The organism is Arthrobacter rhombi, assembly GCF_900163545.1.
Taxonomy (GTDB): Bacteria; Actinomycetota; Actinomycetes; order Actinomycetales; family Micrococcaceae; genus Arthrobacter_H; species Arthrobacter_H rhombi_A.
In genome coordinates, this window is the sequence record NZ_FUHW01000026.1 from 1 (window position 1) to 18,729 (window position 18,729).

21 protein-coding genes and 3 tRNA genes are annotated in these 18,729 nt (G+C 63.8%); 11 read left to right on the top strand and 13 right to left on the bottom strand.

All coding sequences use genetic code 11. The features are described 5' to 3' along the window. Nucleotides 1-69: 69 nt before the first annotated feature. The 3 genes from nadE to FM101_RS07005 all read left to right on the top strand — a co-directional run bounded on the left by nadE (nucleotide 70) and on the right by FM101_RS07005 (nucleotide 3,265). Complete coding sequence (gene nadE / locus FM101_RS06995; protein ID WP_086997483.1) at nucleotides 70-903, top strand: ammonia-dependent NAD(+) synthetase; 834 nt, start codon at nucleotides 70-72, stop codon at nucleotides 901-903. Between the two features lie 101 nt (nucleotides 904-1,004). Beyond that, nucleotides 1,005-2,744 (top strand): AMP-binding protein, encoded by a 1,740-nt coding sequence (locus FM101_RS07000; RefSeq protein ID WP_086997485.1) that lies wholly within the window; start codon nucleotides 1,005-1,007, stop codon nucleotides 2,742-2,744. After that, entirely contained in the window at nucleotides 2,741-3,265 is a 525-nt protein-coding gene (locus FM101_RS07005) for a MarR family winged helix-turn-helix transcriptional regulator (protein WP_086997488.1), read from the top strand. The genes FM101_RS07000 and FM101_RS07005 overlap by 4 nt, the downstream gene beginning before the upstream one ends. A gap of 38 nt (nucleotides 3,266-3,303) precedes the next feature. Here the strand turns inward: FM101_RS07005 and mmsB are convergent, their stop codons facing one another. From mmsB to FM101_RS07030, 5 genes are all read right to left on the bottom strand, one after another. Next, nucleotides 3,304-4,227, bottom strand: a complete 924-nt coding sequence (gene mmsB / locus FM101_RS07010) for a 3-hydroxyisobutyrate dehydrogenase (protein ID WP_428844148.1) — start codon at nucleotides 4,225-4,227, stop codon at nucleotides 3,304-3,306. Next, a complete protein-coding gene (locus tag FM101_RS07015) occupies nucleotides 4,224-5,315 on the bottom strand; it encodes an enoyl-CoA hydratase/isomerase family protein (protein WP_086997491.1) in 1,092 nt (363 codons plus the stop codon). The genes mmsB and FM101_RS07015 overlap by 4 nt, the downstream gene beginning before the upstream one ends. A 170-nt stretch (nucleotides 5,316-5,485) precedes the next feature. Continuing rightward, a complete protein-coding gene (locus FM101_RS07020) occupies nucleotides 5,486-6,277 on the bottom strand; it encodes a hypothetical protein (protein WP_086997494.1) in 792 nt (263 codons plus the stop codon). Next, nucleotides 6,274-7,212 carry an ATP-binding cassette domain-containing protein gene (locus FM101_RS07025; RefSeq protein WP_086997497.1) on the bottom strand — a complete coding sequence of 313 codons (939 nt, stop codon included), beginning with the start codon at nucleotides 7,210-7,212 and terminating at the stop codon, nucleotides 6,274-6,276. Before FM101_RS07025 ends, FM101_RS07020 begins: the two co-directional genes overlap by 4 nt. A 9-nt stretch (nucleotides 7,213-7,221) precedes the next feature. Further along, nucleotides 7,222-7,587 (bottom strand): GntR family transcriptional regulator, encoded by a 366-nt coding sequence (locus FM101_RS07030; protein WP_086997501.1) that lies wholly within the window; start codon nucleotides 7,585-7,587, stop codon nucleotides 7,222-7,224. 112 nt (nucleotides 7,588-7,699) lie between these two features. Here FM101_RS07030 and FM101_RS07035 point away from each other — a divergent pair, with 112 nt between their 5' ends. The 7 genes from FM101_RS07035 to FM101_RS07065 all read left to right on the top strand — a co-directional run bounded on the left by FM101_RS07035 (nucleotide 7,700) and on the right by FM101_RS07065 (nucleotide 15,351). Beyond that, the gene (locus FM101_RS07035; RefSeq protein WP_086997504.1) at nucleotides 7,700-8,503 is read left to right on the top strand and encodes an exodeoxyribonuclease III; all 804 of its coding nucleotides are present in this window, start codon (nucleotides 7,700-7,702) and stop codon (nucleotides 8,501-8,503) included. Next, the gene (locus FM101_RS07040; RefSeq protein ID WP_086997507.1) at nucleotides 8,504-9,355 is read left to right on the top strand and encodes a hypothetical protein; all 852 of its coding nucleotides are present in this window, start codon (nucleotides 8,504-8,506) and stop codon (nucleotides 9,353-9,355) included. Nucleotides 9,356-9,447: 92 nt separating this feature from the next. After that, nucleotides 9,448-9,900 (top strand): hypothetical protein, encoded by a 453-nt coding sequence (locus FM101_RS07045; RefSeq protein ID WP_086997510.1) that lies wholly within the window; start codon nucleotides 9,448-9,450, stop codon nucleotides 9,898-9,900. Beyond that, a complete protein-coding gene (locus FM101_RS07050) occupies nucleotides 9,897-11,504 on the top strand; it encodes a hypothetical protein (protein ID WP_086997514.1) in 1,608 nt (535 codons plus the stop codon). Before FM101_RS07045 ends, FM101_RS07050 begins: the two co-directional genes overlap by 4 nt. Nucleotides 11,505-11,543: 39 nt before the next feature. After that, on the top strand, nucleotides 11,544-12,110 hold the full coding sequence (locus FM101_RS07055; RefSeq protein ID WP_086997517.1) for a hypothetical protein: 567 nt from the start codon (nucleotides 11,544-11,546) through the stop codon (nucleotides 12,108-12,110). Further along, nucleotides 12,107-13,459 (top strand): hypothetical protein, encoded by a 1,353-nt coding sequence (locus FM101_RS07060; protein ID WP_086997520.1) that lies wholly within the window; start codon nucleotides 12,107-12,109, stop codon nucleotides 13,457-13,459. Before FM101_RS07055 ends, FM101_RS07060 begins: the two co-directional genes overlap by 4 nt. Before the next feature lie 182 nt (nucleotides 13,460-13,641). Further along, a complete protein-coding gene (locus tag FM101_RS07065; protein ID WP_245806652.1) occupies nucleotides 13,642-15,351 on the top strand; it encodes a glycoside hydrolase family 13 protein in 1,710 nt (569 codons plus the stop codon). A 1-nt stretch (nucleotide 15,352) separates the two neighbouring features. Here FM101_RS07065 and FM101_RS07070 read toward each other — a convergent pair whose 3' ends face one another. The 8 genes from FM101_RS07070 to FM101_RS07105 form a co-directional block, all read right to left on the bottom strand. Then, nucleotides 15,353-15,967: a hypothetical protein gene (locus FM101_RS07070; protein WP_086997523.1), complete on the bottom strand. Its 615-nt coding sequence runs from the start codon at nucleotides 15,965-15,967 to the stop codon at nucleotides 15,353-15,355. Then, nucleotides 15,964-16,542, bottom strand: a complete 579-nt coding sequence (locus tag FM101_RS07075) for a DUF6286 domain-containing protein (RefSeq protein ID WP_086997526.1) — start codon at nucleotides 16,540-16,542, stop codon at nucleotides 15,964-15,966. The genes FM101_RS07070 and FM101_RS07075 overlap by 4 nt, the downstream gene beginning before the upstream one ends. After that, nucleotides 16,539-16,907 (bottom strand): hypothetical protein, encoded by a 369-nt coding sequence (locus FM101_RS07080; protein ID WP_086997528.1) that lies wholly within the window; start codon nucleotides 16,905-16,907, stop codon nucleotides 16,539-16,541. Before FM101_RS07080 ends, FM101_RS07075 begins: the two co-directional genes overlap by 4 nt. After that, nucleotides 16,904-17,095 (bottom strand): DUF2273 domain-containing protein, encoded by a 192-nt coding sequence (locus FM101_RS07085; RefSeq protein ID WP_086997531.1) that lies wholly within the window; start codon nucleotides 17,093-17,095, stop codon nucleotides 16,904-16,906. Before FM101_RS07085 ends, FM101_RS07080 begins: the two co-directional genes overlap by 4 nt. Next, complete coding sequence (locus FM101_RS07090) at nucleotides 17,092-17,583, bottom strand: Asp23/Gls24 family envelope stress response protein (RefSeq protein ID WP_086997534.1); 492 nt, start codon at nucleotides 17,581-17,583, stop codon at nucleotides 17,092-17,094. The genes FM101_RS07085 and FM101_RS07090 overlap by 4 nt, the downstream gene beginning before the upstream one ends. A gap of 106 nt (nucleotides 17,584-17,689) precedes the next feature. Further along, nucleotides 17,690-17,765, bottom strand: a tRNA-Phe gene (locus tag FM101_RS07095). A 55-nt stretch (nucleotides 17,766-17,820) separates the two neighbouring features. Further along, nucleotides 17,821-17,894: transfer RNA gene (locus tag FM101_RS07100), tRNA-Asp, on the bottom strand. Between the two features lie 80 nt (nucleotides 17,895-17,974). Then, nucleotides 17,975-18,050: transfer RNA gene (locus FM101_RS07105), tRNA-Glu, on the bottom strand. A 116-nt stretch (nucleotides 18,051-18,166) separates the two neighbouring features. Here FM101_RS07105 and FM101_RS07110 point away from each other — a divergent pair. Further along, the gene (locus FM101_RS07110) at nucleotides 18,167-18,538 is read left to right on the top strand and encodes a metallopeptidase family protein (RefSeq protein WP_086997537.1); all 372 of its coding nucleotides are present in this window, start codon (nucleotides 18,167-18,169) and stop codon (nucleotides 18,536-18,538) included. Nucleotides 18,539-18,729 lie beyond the last annotated feature (191 nt).

Below are 18,729 nucleotides of genomic sequence, written 5' to 3' on the forward strand. Positions count from 1 at the left end.
TCACTACGAGGACTTCCACCCGCTGCCCGCGTACCCAACCTCAGTGGTCAATACAGCTAGGCTGATGGCATGCGCGATTTGCAGGCACGGATCATCAGTGAAATGGGCGTCAAGGCCACCATCGACCCGGAAGAAGAGATCACCCGGCGGGTGGCGTTCCTGCGGGATTACCTGGCGGCAACGGGCACGGAAGGCTTCGTGCTGGGCATTTCGGGAGGCTTGGACTCCACCCTCGCCGGGCGGTTGGCCCAGTTGGCCGTCGACGCCGCGGCGGCGGACGGGTCAGAGCTGGATTTTGTGGCCGTCCGCCTGCCCTACGGCACCCAGACCGATGAAGACGACGCCGCAGCGGCCATGGAATTCATTGCTCCCAAGACCGCCTGGACATATGACATCAAACCGGGTGTGGACGCCCTCGCCGCTCAATATGAGACGACCACCGGCGAAACGATCAGCGACTTCAATAAGGGCAATATCAAGGCCCGCCTGCGGATGACCGCCCAATACGCGCTGGCCGGCCAGCACGGGCATCTGGTCATTGGCACCGACCATGCCGCCGAATCGGTCACCGGGTTCTTCACGAAATTTGGTGACGGAGGGGCCGATATCCTGCCGCTCTACGGCCTGAATAAACGCCAGAACCGCCAGCTGCTCCGCCAGCTGGGGGCCGCCGAACGGCTCTGGGCCAAACCGCCGACGGCGGATCTGTTGGACGGGACCCCGCTGCGTACCGACGAGGACGAACTGGGCCTGGCCTATAACGATATCGACGACTACCTTGAGGGGCGTCCGGTGTCGGAGGCCGTCGCCGAGGCGATCGAGATCCGGTTCCTGCGTAGCCGTCATAAACGCACCACCCCCGTGTCACTTCTCGACGATTGGTGGACTCCCGGCGCCGACTAAGCGGCGGATCGGCCACACCCCTTCCAAACAGTAGGATGTCCACGTATATTTTGTGGAACGCCACGTCGGGATGGCCCCGGCGCCCCGACGAAAGGTGGGACATGACCGTCACCGACCAGTTCCGTGAAGCCCGCGACCGACTCGTCTCCCTGCGGGGCGACCATGCCACGGCCCAGCAGGAATTCCGTTGGCCTGAGTTCGCCGAGTTCAACTTCGGACTGGATTGGTTCGACGCCGTCGCCGCCACCACGGAGCGGGCTGACGCCCCGGCCTTGATCATCGTCGAGAAGGACGGCTCCTCCACCCGCAGGAGCTGGGCCGAACTATCCGCCCGTTCAAGCCAGGTCGCCAACTGGATGCGCAGTGTGGGGTTCTCCCGCGGCGATAAGGCGATCCTGATGCTCGGCAACCAGGTGGAATTGTGGGAGATCATGCTGGCAGCGATCAAGCTGGGCATTGTCATGATCCCGACCACCACCCAGATGGGCCCGGCCGATCTAGCTGACCGTGTGGAACGTGGAGGTGCCAGCTGGGCCATCGCCGGCACCACCGATCTGCCCAAATTCGCCGACGTGCCCGGGGACTATCGGTTGATCTCCGTGGGGGACACCTCCGGGCAAACCCCCGCGGCCAGCACCCAGGTTCTCTCCTACTCCGATTCCACCGCCGCCCCGACAGTGTTCACCCCCGACGTGACCACCCGCGGAGACGAGACCCTGCTGCTGTACTTCACCTCAGGGACCACGTCGAAGGCCAAGCTCGTGGAGCATACGCACACCTCCTACCCGGTAGGGCACCTCTCGACGATGTACTGGATCGGTTTGGAACCCGGCGACGTACACCTCAATGTTGCGTCCCCCGGCTGGGCCAAGCATGCGTGGTCGAATGTCTTCACCCCGTGGATCGCCGAGGCGACCGTCTTCATCTACAACTACGATAAATTCGACCCGGCAGCCCTGATGGATCAAATGGCAGCCGAGAAGGTCACCAGCTTCTGCGCCCCACCCACGGTCTGGCGCCTGCTCATCCAGGCGGATCTGACCCGACTGACGACCCCACCGACCAAGGTCGTCTCCGCCGGTGAGCCGCTCAACGCCGAAGTCATCGACCAGGTGTACCGCGCGTGGGGCCAACAGATCAGGGATGGTTTCGGCCAAACCGAAACCACCGTGCAGATCGCCAACTGTCCCGGACAGCCGATGAAAATCGGCGCCATGGGCACCCCTCTGCCGGGATACGACGTCGTTCTGGTCGATCAGGCCACCGGCGAAGAAGGCGATCTCGGCGAAATCTGCCTGCGGCTGGACCCCCGGCCGCTGGGCTTGATGAAGGCCTATTACGGTGACGAAGAGAAGACGGCCGCCGCCTTCCGCGACGGCTATTACCACACCGGAGATGTTGCCGAACGGGATGGCCGCGGCATTCTCACCTACGTCGGCCGCGGCGATGACGTCTTCAAATCCAGCGACTACCGGCTCAGCCCCTTCGAGCTGGAGTCGGTGCTCATTGAGCATCCCGCGGTCGCCGAAGCCGCCGTCGTGCCCTCACCGGAGGCGATGAAACTCAACGTGCCCAAGGCCTACGTGGTCTTGGCGGCCAGTTACCCGGCAGACGCCAGGACGGCGGAGGATATCTTGGGATATTGCCGCGAGCATCTTCCGGCGTTCAAACGGATCCGCCGGCTGGAATTCGCGGAACTGCCCAAAACCATCTCGGGGAAGATCCGCCGGGTTGAACTGCGCAGGAACGAAGAACTGCGCCACGGTTCGGGCACCCCGCCCACGGGCCTGGGCGTCGAATACGCCGATACCGACTTCCCGTCCCTGAAGGGGCGGGGATGAAGCCTCCCCTGTCCTTCGACCCCATCGCCGCGGCCCAGCGCAACTGGGAAGGCCAAGGGTGGACAGCCGAGGCGGCCCCGATGGCCGCCTTCACGGCGATCATGCGTGCCCAGCAGATCCTGCTGCACCGTTGCGAAGCCGTCGTCAAACCCTTCGGGTTGACCTTCGCCCGCTACGAATTATTGGCCTTGTTGTGGTTCTCCCGCACCGGCTCGCTTCCCATGGTCAAGGTCAGCGCCCTGTTGCAGGTCCACCCGACCTCGGTCACCAACGCGGTGGATCGGCTCGAACGTGCCGGCTTCGTCGAACGCAGCCCGCATCCCACCGATGGGCGGACAACCCTGGTCTCGCTGACCGAGCGGGGTCGGGACGTGGCGGCGCAGTCGACGGCACAGCTGAACTCCGTGGTGTTCTCCGATCCGGGAATGTCGACCCCGGACGTCAACGAGTTGATCGAGATCCTCGGCAGGTTCCGCCGCGATGCCGGTGACTTCGACGAGGAAACGACCCCCGACACCTGATGTCCGAGGGCCGCTATCGCCGGGTTCGTGACCTGCGGTCAGTCAGCCCGCTGGGAGCGGTCTCGGATCTCGGTGATGATGCCGGAGAAGTCGCGACCGGCACCGCCCTCATCGCGGAATCGTTCATAAATGTGCGCGGCCATCGGCCCCAGCTCGGCGGCGACTCCGGTGCTCTCGATGGCGCTCATGGCCAGGCCGAGGTCCTTGGCCATCAGCGCCCCCGCAAATCCGGGTTCGTAGTCGCGGTTTGCCGGGCTGGTCGGCACTGGGCCGGGGACCGGGCAGTTGGTGGTCACTGCCCAGCATTGGCCCGAGGCCGTGGAGACGACGTCATAGAGTGCCTGGTGGCTCAAGCCCAGTTTCTCACCCAGGACGAAGGCCTCCGAGGCGGCGATCATGCTCACACCGAGAATCATGTTGTTGCAGACCTTGGCCGCCTGCCCGGCGCCGTGGTCCCCGCAATGAACGAGTTTCCCGCCCATGACCTCCAGCAGCGGGCGAACCGATTCCAGGTCGGCTTCCAGGGCCCCGATCATGAACGTCAAGGTGCCGGCCTCGGCACCGACCACACCCCCGGAGACCGGGGCATCGACGCTGCGATGCCCGGCTTCCACGGCGAGGCCGGCGGCTTCGCGGGCATCGTCAACGTTGATGGTCGAGCAGTCCAGGAACAGCGTGTCGGGGCCGACTGATTCGAGCAGACCCGGGCCGTCGACACCTCGGTAGGCGTCCAGTAGTTGCTGCCCGCCGGGGAACATGGTCAGGACCACCGATGCGCCGCGTACGGCCTCCACCGCAGAGGGCGCGGTCGGCACCCCGGAGGCGGCAATGGCCTCGACGGCGGCAGGGACCACGTCGAAGGCACGGACGTCGTAGCCGGCTTCCACCAGGTTCTTCGCCATGGGGGCGCCCATGTGTCCGAGCCCGAGAAAGGCAATCGTTCCGGTTTCCGTGGTCATCATGCACGCTCCTTCGCGTCGGTGGCGAGGCCGAGCTCACCGCCTTGTTCGTCCGGGCCGAGCGGCTCGAAGTAGTCTCGGATCATTTCCGGGCTGATCTGTTCGAAGTTCGCCGGGCTCCACTTCGGCTGCCGGTCCTTGTCGATGACCTGGGCGCGGATGCCCTCCAGGAAGTCATGGGAGGCGAGCATGCGTGCGCCGACCCGGTAGTCCTGGTCCAGCGCCTCCTCCAGGCTTGAGAGCCCTGCGGCCCGGCGCAAGGCCGCCAGCGTGGTTTTCACCGCCGTCGGCGACTTCGCGGCAATCAGTTCGGCAGCTTCGGCACCGTGGCCTCCACGGACGCGTAGCCGACCGAGGATCCGTTCGATCGAGTCCCCGGCATAGTCCTTGGCCATCCAGGTGGCTTGGCCGGCGAGCGCCGAACCGGGAGCCGTCTCGGCGAACTGTTCGATGATTCGGTCGACGTCCTCTGCCCGGCGGACGGCTTCGAGCGCCGTCGCGACGTCGGCAAGTTTCGTCGAGGGGACGTAGGCATCGGCCAACCCCAGGAACAGGGCGTCGGCCGCGTCGAGGTGGGAGCTGGTCAGCGCAGCATGGGTGCCGGCCTCCCCCGGTGCCCGGGAGAGCAGGTAGAGCCCTCCGACGTCGGGGACGAAGCCGATGGTCGTTTCGGGCATTCCGCTGCGGGTCCGTTCGGTGACGATCCGGTGACTACCGTGGGCCGAGATGCCCACCCCCCCGCCGAGGACCAGACCGTCCATGAAGGCGATAAAGGGTTTGGGGTAGTTGCTGATCAGCGCGTTGAGCCGGTATTCGGTGCGCCAGAAGGCGGCGGTACCGGCCCCGCCTTCGGGGATGTCACGGTAGATGGCCACGATGTCGCCACCGGCGCAGAGCCCACGGTCACCGGCGCCGGTGATCATGACGCAAGCTACCGAGTCGTCGTCGCTCCATGCGGTGAGTTGGTCCAGGGCGGCTTCGACCATGCCGTGGGTGAGCGCGTTGACGGCTCGCGGTCGGTTCAGGGTGATGATGCCCAGCGCTCCTCGGACCTCGAACAGGACCTCGGGTTCGGTGGGGGCGTCGCTCATGGTTGTCCTTCCGGCGGTGCGGCGCTGGTGCGACGGTCTTCGTCCGGCCCAGCGGCAGGTGGCAGTTCGTTGACCCGGACCTGGCGCATTCGACCATGGTCCAGGTCACCCGAACTCCAAGGTACTCGGACATCCTAGGAATTTCTAGGGAACCCCCGCCCGCCAGCGGCTTACTGGCCCACCGGCGCCCGGCGGAGCACCAGCCAACTCCCGACGGCACTGATGAGGGCCACCAGGATCATGACCAGCGCGATCTTCGCGAAGGTCGCCCCCTCGAACCAGAGGAACGGGTTCACTCCCGCCGTCAGGAGCAGCCAGAGCAGTGCCAGCAGGACCGCCACCGTGCCGAAGATGACCGCGATGACGCCCTTCTGGTTCCAGCGCAGGAACACGACGGCGAACATCGCCCCGATGAACAGCATCGCGGCACTGAGTCCGAACCCCATCAGGAAGGTGCTCAGGTAGTTGCCGTCGCCGGTGGCCACGACGTCAAAGACGCGGGCCCCGTTGAACCAGTGACCGGTGGCCTTCTCCAACGCCAGCAGCACGGTCATCGTCACCCCGATGAACGCCGACTCCAGCAAGAGCGCGAGGCAGGTGCCCGCAAAGTATTGTCGCCGCGTGGACCCCATCCCCAGGGCGAAGGGCATGGTTCGGGCGTAGGCCATGACGCCGATGCTCACGAAATAGCCGGCGAAGCACCACAGGGTTGCCTGGTTGTAGCGGAACCCCTCGGAGAGTTCGGCAGGGGTTGCCGGGACGAAGTTGCGCAACAGTGCCATGATGACGATGCACAGGACGATGACACTGCCGAAGATGAACAGCGGGACACCGATCATGCGCTGCGGATCGGCGAAGTGCAGGCGCACGATCTTCATCAGGGGCCCGACGGGTCGCTGCGTGACCGGGGTGGACTGCGTGGACGGTGCGCCCGCCACGGGGCGCGGCTGGGTCATGCTCATCGGAGGGCCTCCTTGGCCTCGGTCTGGATCTTCTTTGCCGGTTGGGCCGCGGCGGCCGACTCCCCGCTCTCAAGGAGCCCGTGGGCTGCCACGAGTTCCTGCAGGGTCACCGGGCCAACCTCTAGTCCGCTGGCGTGGGCATCGGCGTAGAGACGCTCGTCGGGGGCGCCTTCGATCGTCACCGAGCGCAGGCCTCCCAGGGCCTGGGTGCGCAGGACTTGCCGATCTCCGGCCGCCTCGGCGACGGCGGACGCAGTACCCGAGAGGGTGAACGCCGAAGCGGTGGCCTCCTCCACGGAGGAGTCCAGGATCTTCCGCCCATTTTGTAGAACCACGACGTGTTCCAGGAGGTTCGCCGCCTCGTCAATCAGGTGTGTGGACATGAGGATGGTGCGTGGATGCTCCATGTAGTCCTCAAGGAGCAGGTCGTAGAAAATTCCACGTGCCGTCGCGTCGAGCCCGAGGTAGGGCTCGTCGAAAAAAGTGACCGGTGCCCGGGAGGCCAGCCCCACGACGATGGCCACCGCGGAGAGTTGCCCGCGGGAGAGCTTCTTGATCGGCGTTTTGAGGGGCAGCCGAAATTCTCCGACCAGGCGTTGGGCAAAAGTGGCGTCCCAGCCGGCATAGAACCAAGGAGCTGCGCGCAGCACGTGGGAGACCTTGAATTCCTCGGGGTATTTCTGGTTCTCGCGGGCAAAGCTGAGTTGAGCCAGTACCGCGGCGTTCTCGAAGGGTTCCGCCCCCAACACCCGGGCCCGGCCCGAGGTTTTGAGTTCCTGTCCAGCCAGGATGGACATCAAGGTCGTCTTCCCGGCGCCATTGCGGCCCAGCAGGCCACAGATGGTGTTCTTTTCGATGCCGAAACTGACGTTCTCCAGCGCTGCGGTGTGCCGGTAGACCTTCGTCAGGTCGGTGGTTTCAATAGCGAGACCCATGATGTGTTCTCACTTTCCCGCGACGGCGGCACGTTGGCCGATCATCGCAATGAGTTCGTCGGAGTCGATGCCCAGTCGTGCGGCCTCGTGGATGAGGGGTGAGAGGAACTGGTCCCCGAAGGCTTCGCGTCGGGCGGACATGAGCCGGTCGAGGGCCCCGGTGGCTACGAACATGCCGATACCTCTTCTTTTTTGTAGGATGCCGGCGTCAACGAGCCGGTTCAGTCCTTTACCGGCGGTCGCCGGGTTGATGCGCATGAAGGCCGCGAATTCGTTGGTCGAGGGGACTTGGGTCCCCTCCGGGTAGATGCCTTCGAGGATGCGGCCCTCGATCTCCTCGGCGAGCTGGATGAAGATCGGCTTGGAGTCGTCCATCCTGCTCACCCCCCGTTAGTTGGTTCATTAGTCATGTAACTAACCAAAGCACCTCGTTTTCCGTCCGTCAACCCCTACACCCGGACCGCCCTCAGATTGATAGGTTGGAGTCGTGAAGATTGCTACGTGGAATGTGAACTCCCTCCGAGCCCGCGCCGACCGCGTGGAAGACTGGCTGCGCCGCACCGATGCCGACGTGCTGGCCATCCAGGAGACCAAATGCAAGGACGAAAATTTCCCGTGGGAACTGTTCGAGAACAACGGCTACGAAGTCGCCCACTTCGGCTTCAGCCAGTGGAACGGGGTGGCCATCGCCTCCCGCGTCGGGCTCGATGACGTCGAGCGGACATTCTCCGAACAACCCACCTTCGGCAAGGGCGGCAAGGACCCGGTCCAGGAGGCGCGGGCCATCGGCGCGACCTGCAACGGGGTGCGTATCTGGAGCCTCTATGTCCCCAACGGCCGCGCCCTGGAGGACGAACACATGCCCTATAAGCTCGAGTGGCTGCGCCAGCTCAAGGAGAACGCCGCCCGCTGGATCGCTGATGATCCCCAGGCACAGATCGCCCTGATGGGCGACTGGAATATCGCCCCGTTGGATGAAGACGTCTGGGATATCGACTATTTCCGTGAGAAGGAGTTGACCCACGTCTCACGTCCCGAGCGAGCAGCCTTCGAGGCTTTTCTGGAGGCCGGCTTCTCCGACGTCGTCCGCCCGCACACCCCCGGGCCGGGGGTCTATACCTACTGGGATTACACGAAGCTGCGCTTCCCCAAGAAGGAGGGCATGCGCATCGACTTCACCTTGGCTTCCCCGGCGCTGGCCCAGCGAGTGGGCGACGCCTGGATCGACCGCGAGGAACGCAAGGGCAAGGGTGCCTCCGACCATGCCCCCGTGGTCGTGGAGTTGGACTAGATGACACAGGCGGGGACACAGGCGCGGCGTCGGCTTCCACCGACGTCGTATCTGCGGGTCTTCGAACCACTGCGAGCCTACGACGACGACGCTCAACTAGCTATTGCCGCGCAACGTGGAGTGGGGCGCGCCGCATTCGAAGAACGCGCCGCTACCGAAGCCCTGGAACGATTGACCCGCGGTGTCCCCGACCCCTTCCCCCGGGAACAGGCCGAGCGATACCGGGAACTGCACTACCCCGGGGCAGACGGGCTGACGGCCCCGTACTACTGCCCCGACCAGTTACCGGCCCGGGCGACGGTGGCCGCGGAGCAACTCGATTCCAGCATGCGCCCGGCCCTTCTGGAACTCCTCGTCCCCGACGCCGCCCGGGCGGCAAATGCCCACCGCATCGCGCCGGAGACCTTTGCCGAGGACCTCGCCTCGCTGCATACCCGCAGTGCCACGTGGGGCATCCCCTTGGGGTGGTTCATCCTGATCACCGATGAGGACCATTATGAGATCGAAGAGGACGGCACGACCTTGTTAACGGTGCGGCTCAGCGCCCCGGCCGTCCAAGTCCTGGAGCGCACCCGGCATGCAGCGGCCTCGCTGGCCATCCACGCACCGGAACTGGAGATCCTGGATGAACTCACCGCCTTAGATGAATGGCTGCACCTCTTCCACGAGGACTCGATCATCGAATTGGATTACGGCCCGATCGCCGAACATGTGTGGCCCGATGACTCTGCCCAGGACCTGCGGCACGGTATCGAGTCCTTGGCCGAACAGGACATGCTCGGCGCGGCCGCCGCCTACCGCCGCCTGACCAACAGATGGCTGAAGGTCCGTCAGCTGGCCCGCGCCAACTGACCCCACTCCCGCCCCGGGCACACCCCATGGGGAGTTCTCCCCATCGCATGGCGTCCCCCGGTCATCTACGCTCTTATATCGAGGAGGTAGAGATGACCAAATACAAGATCGACGTTGCTGCGGCTCGGTCCGCGGCGTCCAGCGCACGCAGTGAATTCGACGACCTCCATGGTCACGAAGGGCTGATCGAAGAGGCCGGCGAACTACTCGCCGATGCGGTGGAAGAAAGCAAGATCAACGACGCCCTCCGAGAGAATTTCACCGGGTTCTTGAAGCCATGGACCGTCACTTTTGTTAATCACGGGGGAAATCTTCTGGACGCCGCCGACTCGATCATTTCTGCTTTCATCGACGCCGACAGCAAAATGGAAGGCGCCGGCAGTTTCGCCGAACGCGGGAGCATCAAATCCGCGGTCGAGAGTATCGACGATCTTCCTGCCTACGAGCCAAGCCGCTCGTCCTCCACGACCTCTGCCACCTCCGCGGCGAACACCCACGGGGGCAAGGACAGTAATGGTTCAGAAGGCGAGGGGTACGATTGGTGACGGCACCAGGCAGCACGCCCGTCTCCGGCATCGATCTGACGAAATACCTACCAACCACCTTGCCCAGTGCAGAAGAAATCCGCTCGGCCGGGCGTACTTTCGACGCCAAGGGCACCACGATCGATACCACGTACTCCAATACGACGGCGCATTGGAACAAGCTGGCCACGGCGGCTACCTACCCAAGCGACGAGACCGTGAACAACGGCTTCGTCAAGGAGATCCTGCCTATCGCGGAGGCCGTCGTCATCGGCATCAACGACGTCAAATCCGCGACCGACGCCTTCGCGGACAGCATCGAGGGGTTTGAGACCAGGCACTCGAACCTGAAATCGGATGTTGAAGGCTTCAACTCCCTTCCCACGACTCCTCATACCGACTCTGAGCAGGCAGCTGCACAGGCAGCCGGCGAGACACTCCCCACCACTCGGACCATCGCCGAGCACCAGCGAATAACCGGGTTGCTGGAAACGGCCAAAAACGACTACGAGGGATACGTGGATACCTGTGTCGATGCGATCCGTGCTGCCAGCCCCGCAGGTGTGGACCCGATCGCCGACAAGATCGCCACGGGCGGCAAGGCACTGACCGCATTCAAAAATTCATACAACATGGTGAATACGAACGTCGATCGTTTGGCCGACCTCAAAGTCAACGACCGCGGCCGCATCAAATTCTCCTGGGACCTTAACGAAAAATCCTTATCGGAATTCGCTTTTGACGGCAACCCCACGCTCAAGAAGTATCTCGTCGAGGGCAAGCTGGGCGGGGACCCCGACGGCTTTTTCCAGACGAACAGGAAAGCGCTCATCAAGTGGGCCGACAATCGATATCTTAAATTTACTGATAATGTCAAGGTTTGGGGAGATGTCACCGCCCGCCCGGGTCTGATGATGATGCTCCCCGCCGCGGTCCGGGACAGGCTCTCCAACACGCTGGGTCGAAATCGGGGCGGCTTTGCCACCCAGAACAACCGACGGTTCAACTGGAAATCCAACTCCCACGGGAGAACGAAGTTCGACGGATACCTGACAGGGCACCGTAAGCCTGGGCGGGCCGACAAGGCCTTGAAGAAGTTCGACAAGGCCAGCAAGGGATTGAAGAAGCTCGGCAACAGCCGCCTGGGCAAATTGGCGGGACCGGCAGCGGGCATTCTCGATGTAGGCATGACCTACTCCGACTCCTACTCACGCAACTTTGAAGAGGCACAACGGAACGACCCGAATGCCTCCATGGCGGACCTCCGAAAGGAGGCCGGCATTTCAGCAGGATTCGAAGGGACAGCCGAAACCGCGGGCAAGATCGCGGGCGGCGTCGCAGGGCGAGCCCTTGGAGCCGCCGCGGGACAGGCTTTGATCCCCATTCCGGGCGTCGGCGCTGCCGTGGGCGGATTCGTTGGTGGTTTGGCCGGCGAATGGGTCGGCGGAAAGATCGGCAAGGGTGTCGGAGAATTCATAAACGACTGGCGCCAGGGCGGTGCCACCAAGGCCCTGGGGGACACGGCTGAAGCCGTCGAGAACATCGGGGAGGATATCGGCAATACCGCCAAGGAAGTCGGCAGCGTGGCCCTGAAGGGCGTCGGGAAGGTTTTTGGATGGGGCTAGTAGGCTCGGTACGGAACTTTCCAACTGAAAGAATCAAGGATGCTTGACGACAACAACGCCTACCTGCTGCTCAATCCGCTCTACTGGGTCTTCGTCGCCGTCGTTCTTTTCATGTGCTGGGTGCCCACCACCATCGCACGTCGGGCCCTCAACGGCAGGTGGCGAAGTTGGGTCCTCGCCCCGGGCATTCCATTCCAAATCTCGGCCCGTAATACCTGGCCGTTCATGTTCGCTGCCGCCGCCACCTCTTTATGGATCGCTACGCTCTCCCTGCCCGCTGAACTGCTTGGCTGGGAGCAGGTCCGAGTGTCTGTTTGGGGCCTCTTCTTCGTTCCTTGGGTCTTCGTCATTCTTTCGTTCGCGTGGTGGCCGTTGCAGCTGAGCCCCCGCTGGTACAAGTCGTGGGGGCAGTCCGGAGGAACGCGTCAGACCAACCCCTGGACGGAGGATGAAATCGCTGCCGTCAGAAGAGAAGTGAATTCGAAGACGAAGGGCAAGAAGCTCAAGGATATCCACCGGTGTTCCGAGATCCTACACGCTCAGACCGACGCCGATTGCGGAAATACGCCCTTTACGCCCCAGCCCGAGGAGGACTACCGCGCATGACCACCGCAATAGGCCGAACAGGAATCATCAGCCTGGATCTGCCTCCAGAATGGCTCACCGGTCCGGAGCGTCCCGAATACGAGTTGCTGGCGTATCTTCCTTCCCCCAAAGAGTCTTTCGCTCCGACGATCGTGGTCACGGCGAATCCATTCGACGGCAGCATCGCCGACTTCATGCGTCGCGTTGTCGATGGAGTCATGGAGGGAACCGCAGCCCCACAGTTCATCGACATCCGAGGGTGGACCCGTGCTCCTGGACTCGCCGCAGGGATCGAGCTGACCCCGGCCGAGGCATTGGCTGGACGCGCCGTCGCATACACACAACTCTCCCCAAGCCGAGGCCTCAGTCTATTGAGCACGGAGTTCCTGTTCATCGAAGCCGGACTAGCCATACAAGTGACGGCATCAACGGCGGTGAACCACTGGCAGTCGGCCGGGCCTCTCCTGAGCGAAATTGTTGCCACCGTACGATTGAACCGGCAGCCCACGGAGAACAAGGCCACGGCCCGGCCGGCCTCCTTGCCCCCAGAGGCGGTCGACCCAGTAGCCTCCGCTGTTTTCGGCCACGACGTTGAAAAGATCGCCGGCCTCGCCGGAGCACAGCCCTTCGAATTCGACGGCGCATGGGTCCATGGGAGAACCATAGACACTCTCACTTCGCTGTCGGACGGCCTCCGTCTCGGAGCGTTGAACAAAGCGGAGCACTCCGAACAACTCGACGAGCTAGAAGCACTCGAGCTCGTCAACGGAACCAGGCTGACTGATGTGGGGGAAATGATAGGCGCCCACTTGACTGACCCGCAGTCTTCGTACCGCATCACCGGTTTCGATACCGGCGGCGAATGCTGGTTCCAAGCCTGGACATACGGGCCCACCGCCCTGCTTCTTGTGGAACCCGGATATCACCGCAACCTAGGCGAGGAGCCCGTTCCGCGCCCCTCTCCCGAGCACTTCAACCTCCAACTGGTGCCACTGACCATGCTCTCCACACTCATGGCCCGCTGGGTGGGATTGCAACCAGCCTGGAACCTCCAGCTGGAGCCCGCCCCTTTGCCCGTTGATGATCTGGCGCGTGGCTGGCGGGGCGACCGGAGACCACCGGAAGGATCCAACGAAGCCATGCGCTCACTTTGGGACGAACCCTGGTTCTCCTGGACCCTGACGAGCGCGGGTGCCGATTCCGAGCCCGAAGACATCGCCTACTTCAATGGCGGGACGGTAGGTCACCAGCGGCTCTTCCACCAAGGAGATGCGGCCATCTTTACTCCGGTCCCGTCGACGTCTGTTTTCCTACAGATCGAGGATCGCATTCAAGCCACCATTTTCGGGCACGATCCCCTCATGCTCTAGGCATGCCCTCGCCGCCTGCCGACGAGTACTCACCGAAGATTGATCGATCACTGTGTTCTGGCAGCGCCCTGTGCCGTCGAAATGCCGGCGGAGCCTGGAACCGCTTGCACTAGGCTGGGGGCGATTCATTTGTTCCTGATACCCACTGCCCCGATCCCGGCAGAGACCCACTGAGGAGTTCCATGTCCAAGCACGCCCAGCACGTCCCCTGGTGGCAGGATGCGGTCATCTATCAGGTGTATCCCCGCTCCTTCGCCGATGCCGACGCCAACGGCATGGGCGACCTGCGCGGAGTGGCCTCCAAGATCGGGTATCTGAAGGACCTGGGCGTGAACGCCGTCTGGCTCTCCCCCTTTTATCAGTCACCGCAGGCCGATGCCGGCTATGACGTCGCCGATTACCGCCAGGTCGACCCCCTGTTCGGCACGCTGGAGGACTTCGACGACATGTTGGCCCGGGCCCATGCCGAGGACATCCGCATCATTGTGGACCTGGTGCCCAACCACACCTCGGACGAACATCTGTGGTTCCAGCAGGCCCTCGCCGCATCCCCCGGCTCCCCCGAACGGGACCGCTATATCTTCCGCGACGGCCAGGGCCCCGCAGGCGACGTGGAACCCAATAACTGGCAGTCATTATTCGGCGGACCGGCATGGACCCGCACCACCAACGCAGACGGCAGCCCGGGCCAGTGGTATCTGCACCTTTTCGATACCAAGCAGCCCGATTTGAACTGGGATAACGAAGAGGTCCACGCCGAGATGCGCTCCGTCCTGCGTTTCTGGCTGGACCGCGGGGTGGATGGCTTCCGGGTCGATGTTGCCCACGGCATGGTCAAGGCCGAAGGCCTGCCCGACTGGTCGGAGAAGGTCAGCATGGTGCAGGGCAACGACGAGGCTGCGGCACAGGCCACCCCACCGTATTTCGATCAGGAGGGCGTCCACGCGATCTACGAGGAGTGGAATGCCGTGCTCGCCGAGTACGACGGCGATCGCATGATGGTCGCCGAAGCCTGGGTCGAACCGATGGAGCGGATCTTCCGTTACGTCCGTGAGGGCGAAATGCAGCAGGCCTTCAACTTCGGCTTCCTGCTGGCCGGATGGAACGCGCAAAACATCGTGGAGAACGTGACCGAGACCCTGGCCGAGGCGGCCGTCGTGGCTGCCCCGCCGACCTGGGTGCTCTCCAACCACGACACCGTGCGCCATTGCTCACGCTTCGGCCTGACCGATCCCACCTCGTTCCCCAAGGGCATCGCCGCCCAGGACGAACAGCCCGACGAGGCCCTGGGCGCCGCCCGAGGTCGGGCCGCAGCCCTGATCATGTTCGCCCTTCCCGGTTCCGCGTACATCTACCAGGGCGATGAGTTGACGTTGCCCGAACACACCACGCTGGCCGATGAACTGCGCCAGGACCCCAGCTTCTTCCGCACCCAGGGGGCCGAACGTGGCCGTGACGGTTGCCGGATCCCCATGCCGTGGACCGCGGACGAGCCGGGCCTGGGGTTCGCCCCGGTCGGGCACGACGCCGGAACCCCGGAATCCACTGCCGCCGACCCGTGGTTGCCCCAGCCGGAGAGCTACGGCCGCTACGCGGCCGACCAACAGGTCGGTGTGGAAGGTTCGGCCTTCGAGCTGTACCGTTCGCTACTCTCGCAGCGTGCCGAACGGGAATTGGGACGCGGCCGGTTGGACTGGGCGCCGGCCAATGACCCGGCCGAGGGTGTGCTCTCCTACACCAATGGCCCCCTGCAGGTCCTGGCCAACTTGGGTACCAAGCCGGTGGAGGTTCCCGCGGGGATGTCGGTGCTGGCAGCTAGTGGCCCGGCAGTCCGCACCGAGCACGGCCTGCTCTCACCCGACGCCGCGCTATGGCTGGTGCCCGAGCAGTAAGTCAGCGGACCCGTTCGGCCCGTGACATACGGGTGCGGGCGCCGGTGGCCAGGTGGATGACCACCGGGCCGCTGGCGCCCAGAACCCCGTCCAAATCAACGGCCAGCGCCGAGAGGTCTTCGGCAATCCGGTAGGGCGCGGCTCCGAGGCGGGGTTGGACCTTGATCCGCAGTCCGGCACTGGAACGTGGCGAGGCCCACGACGTCACCGATATCGACACCAGATCCGACCGCCCCGCGAGGGAGGCCTTAAAGGCTTGTTCGGGAACAGCCGCGGCGAGTTCGACCACGCCACGGGTTCCTTCCTCACGGTATTCGCGGGCAAAGATCCCGGTTTTGCCCTGCCCCTGGACGGCGACCCACCAGATCATCAACAGGATCAAAGCGATCATCACCACCGAGACGACGATCCATAACCAGGAGTCACGCTGACCGTCCAGGGTGGTGTTATCCAGTAGTTGCATGAAACCACCCCGCATCTCATCGGCGAGTCCACGCCATCCGGCGGCGTAGGCGGGAATACCTGCCAAAAGCAGACCGTGTATACCCACCCCGGTCATGAGCAGGCCCAGGAAGGTGAGCACGATGCGGTTGGTGGCCCGTGGGGTCCGATTCATTGTCCAACCACCCCCGTCTCGGCAATCTGGATCTTCACATCGGGGAACGGGTCGATCCTATTGGCCTCCAGTTCGTTCTGGACGGCAGCGTGGACTGCCGCGGCGTCGATGCCGATACCAGAGGTGGGGCGCAGTTGGACGTCGACGTGGTTGCGGCTGACGATCACCACGATCTGTTCGGGGGCCACGCCGGCTTGAGTTCGAGCCCGGCGGGCCAGCGTGGAAGCCAGCACCCCATCGTCGATGACCACGATCGCCCGGTCGTTGGGGATCGCGTGCCGGGCTCGACGTCCGGGCAGCACCCCATGGAGCAGGAAGAACAACCCCAGGGCCAACACCACCAGCGAGCCGGCGGCCAGCACCAGGGGGTTGGCCGACTCCGGAAGGCGGGTCAGCCAGTCACCCCATTCGCCCGGAGAACGGATCCACACCTCCTGACCCAGCGACTTCAGCGCCGCCTCGAACATGAAGTAGAGGCAGATCGCCGTCACCAGTACTGCGGCGATGATGGAGGCCGTCGATCGGGCGCTATGCAATTCGTGGGACTGGAGTTTGCGGCGTTCCTCGTCGTTCATGACGTCCTCCTTCTGCGCAGGACGACGCCGGTGACCCGGACGTCTACGCGGCTGACATGAGAGCCGGTCAGTTCCACAAACCGGTCGCGCAGTATGGACCTGGCATCGCGGGCGCGGTCCATGACCGACTCCGAGGCGTCCGGCTTCTCGGGCCGGTCATAGGCCAGCGGGGCAATGGGCAGGGGCAAACTCAGCCGTAGTGCCAGCGCCCCGAACTCGTCATTCAGCGAGACCTTGATGCTGCCGGGCTGGACGTCGAAGACTTCGGAGGCGATGATCCGCGCGGAACTGGTCAAGGCCTGCGTGCTGATGCGCGTGTGCCCGGCGAGGAGGTTCCGCCCTGCTCTGGTGCTCTGATCACTCACGATGAGGAACGCCGACCGGTCAGGGCGTCACGGACCCGGCGCATATCTAAACGGCCGTCGAGGAAGCGTCCGACCAGTGAGCCGACGGCCAAGAAGACGGCCATCAGCAGGAAACCCCCGAAACCATGGGTCAGGGCGGCCCAGCCGAGGACTGCGGCGACGGCGAGGCCAAGCGTTGTGGGATTCATGGCTGCTCCAGCCTTTCGGGGGTGTCGGGGTCATCGGTGGAACCGGAGCCGGTGGTGGGCGCCCTCGAGGGCATTTCGGGTACGGCAGGACCGGCGGCAGCCGGCCCGGCGACTTCGGCGGAGCGTACATCGGCGATTTCAATATTCACTTCGATCACCTGCAATCCGGTCAGCGCTTCGACGGCCGTGTAGACCGCAGCCCGTACTTCTTCGGCGATCTGTTGCAGTGGACGGCCATGCTCGGCGGTCAGGGTGATGCCCACGGCCACCTCGGCCTGACCAACTTCCGCGGTGACTCCCTGCGCCACGTCCCCGGCGCCGACAGCGCCACGGAGTGCCCCCATAGCCCGGCTGGAACCAACACCGAGTGAATGCACGCCGACGACGCTTCGGGCGGCACTGGCCGCGACCTTGGCAGCCGCGGTATCGGTGATCGTCGTCGTTCCCGTTGCCGCCGGCTGCGCGGAGGTCTGCTCGGGCTGGTTCATCGGTGACGGCCTTTCATTCGAAGCGCACGGACCCGTATCCAGCCTACCGTCAGCGGCGCAAGGAGCGGATGCAGAAAACCCCCCGGGATACCCGAGGGGTTCTAGCTGGTGGCTCCGACCGGCGTCGATCCGGTGACCTTTCGATTTTCAGTCGAACGCTCTACCAACTGAGCTACAGAGCCTGGCATCATCTAGGCGATGATCACCGTGATCTTCCATCAAAAAGGAAAACCAAAGCGACCCTGACGGGACTTGAACCCGCGACCTCCGCCGTGACAGGGCGGCGCGCTAACCAGCTGCGCTACAGGGCCTAGTTTCACAAGGTTTGACCCTCGCTTCACAAGTCCTAAATAATACCAGATGATTTCATACTGGTGAAATCAGGACCTGCTGGTACCCCCAACGGGATTCGAACCCGTGCCGCCGCCGTGAAAGGGCGGTGTCCTAGGCCGCTAGACGATGGGGGCCGGACGGCTGAAGAACATCAGAGTCCTTCAGCGACGTCATCAACTATAAGGCACCTTTCGCCTCGTGCAAAACCGCGCCCCGACCACGGGCAGGACGCAGTGGATAGAGTCGCCTCATGGCCTACAGCATGTCGAATGAAGATTTCGAGAACGCCGCCTCCGAGGCGCTGGACAACATTCCGGAACGCCTGCTGGACATGATGGACAATGTGGTCGTTTTCATCGAGGACAAGTACACCCCACTGCCGAATGAGGACCCAGAGACCTCACTGCTGGGACTATACGACGGCGTCCCCCTCACCGAACGCGATGACGGTTGGGGCGCCGGGGCCTTGCCGGACAAGATCATCATCTTCCAGGAGGACACTTTGGCGGCCTGCTCGTCCCGCGCGGAGGTCATCGCCGAAGTCCAGATCACGATGGTGCACGAGATCGCGCATCATTTCGGCATCGACGACGAGACACTCCACCAGCTGGGCTGGGGCTGATCGAGACCTCCTCGCGAGCCAAGAAAATGTCCCAACTGGCCACTAATTTGCGCAACGCCGTGAAATCTGCAACGAAATGACACTGATGTTATTTATGATGATGGCGTGACTCGTGTTGCCACTGTTACCTGTTCTCCTCTAGTCTCGGGTGAAGCAGTAACCGAACCGTGACCTGACGCACGCCCCGAAGG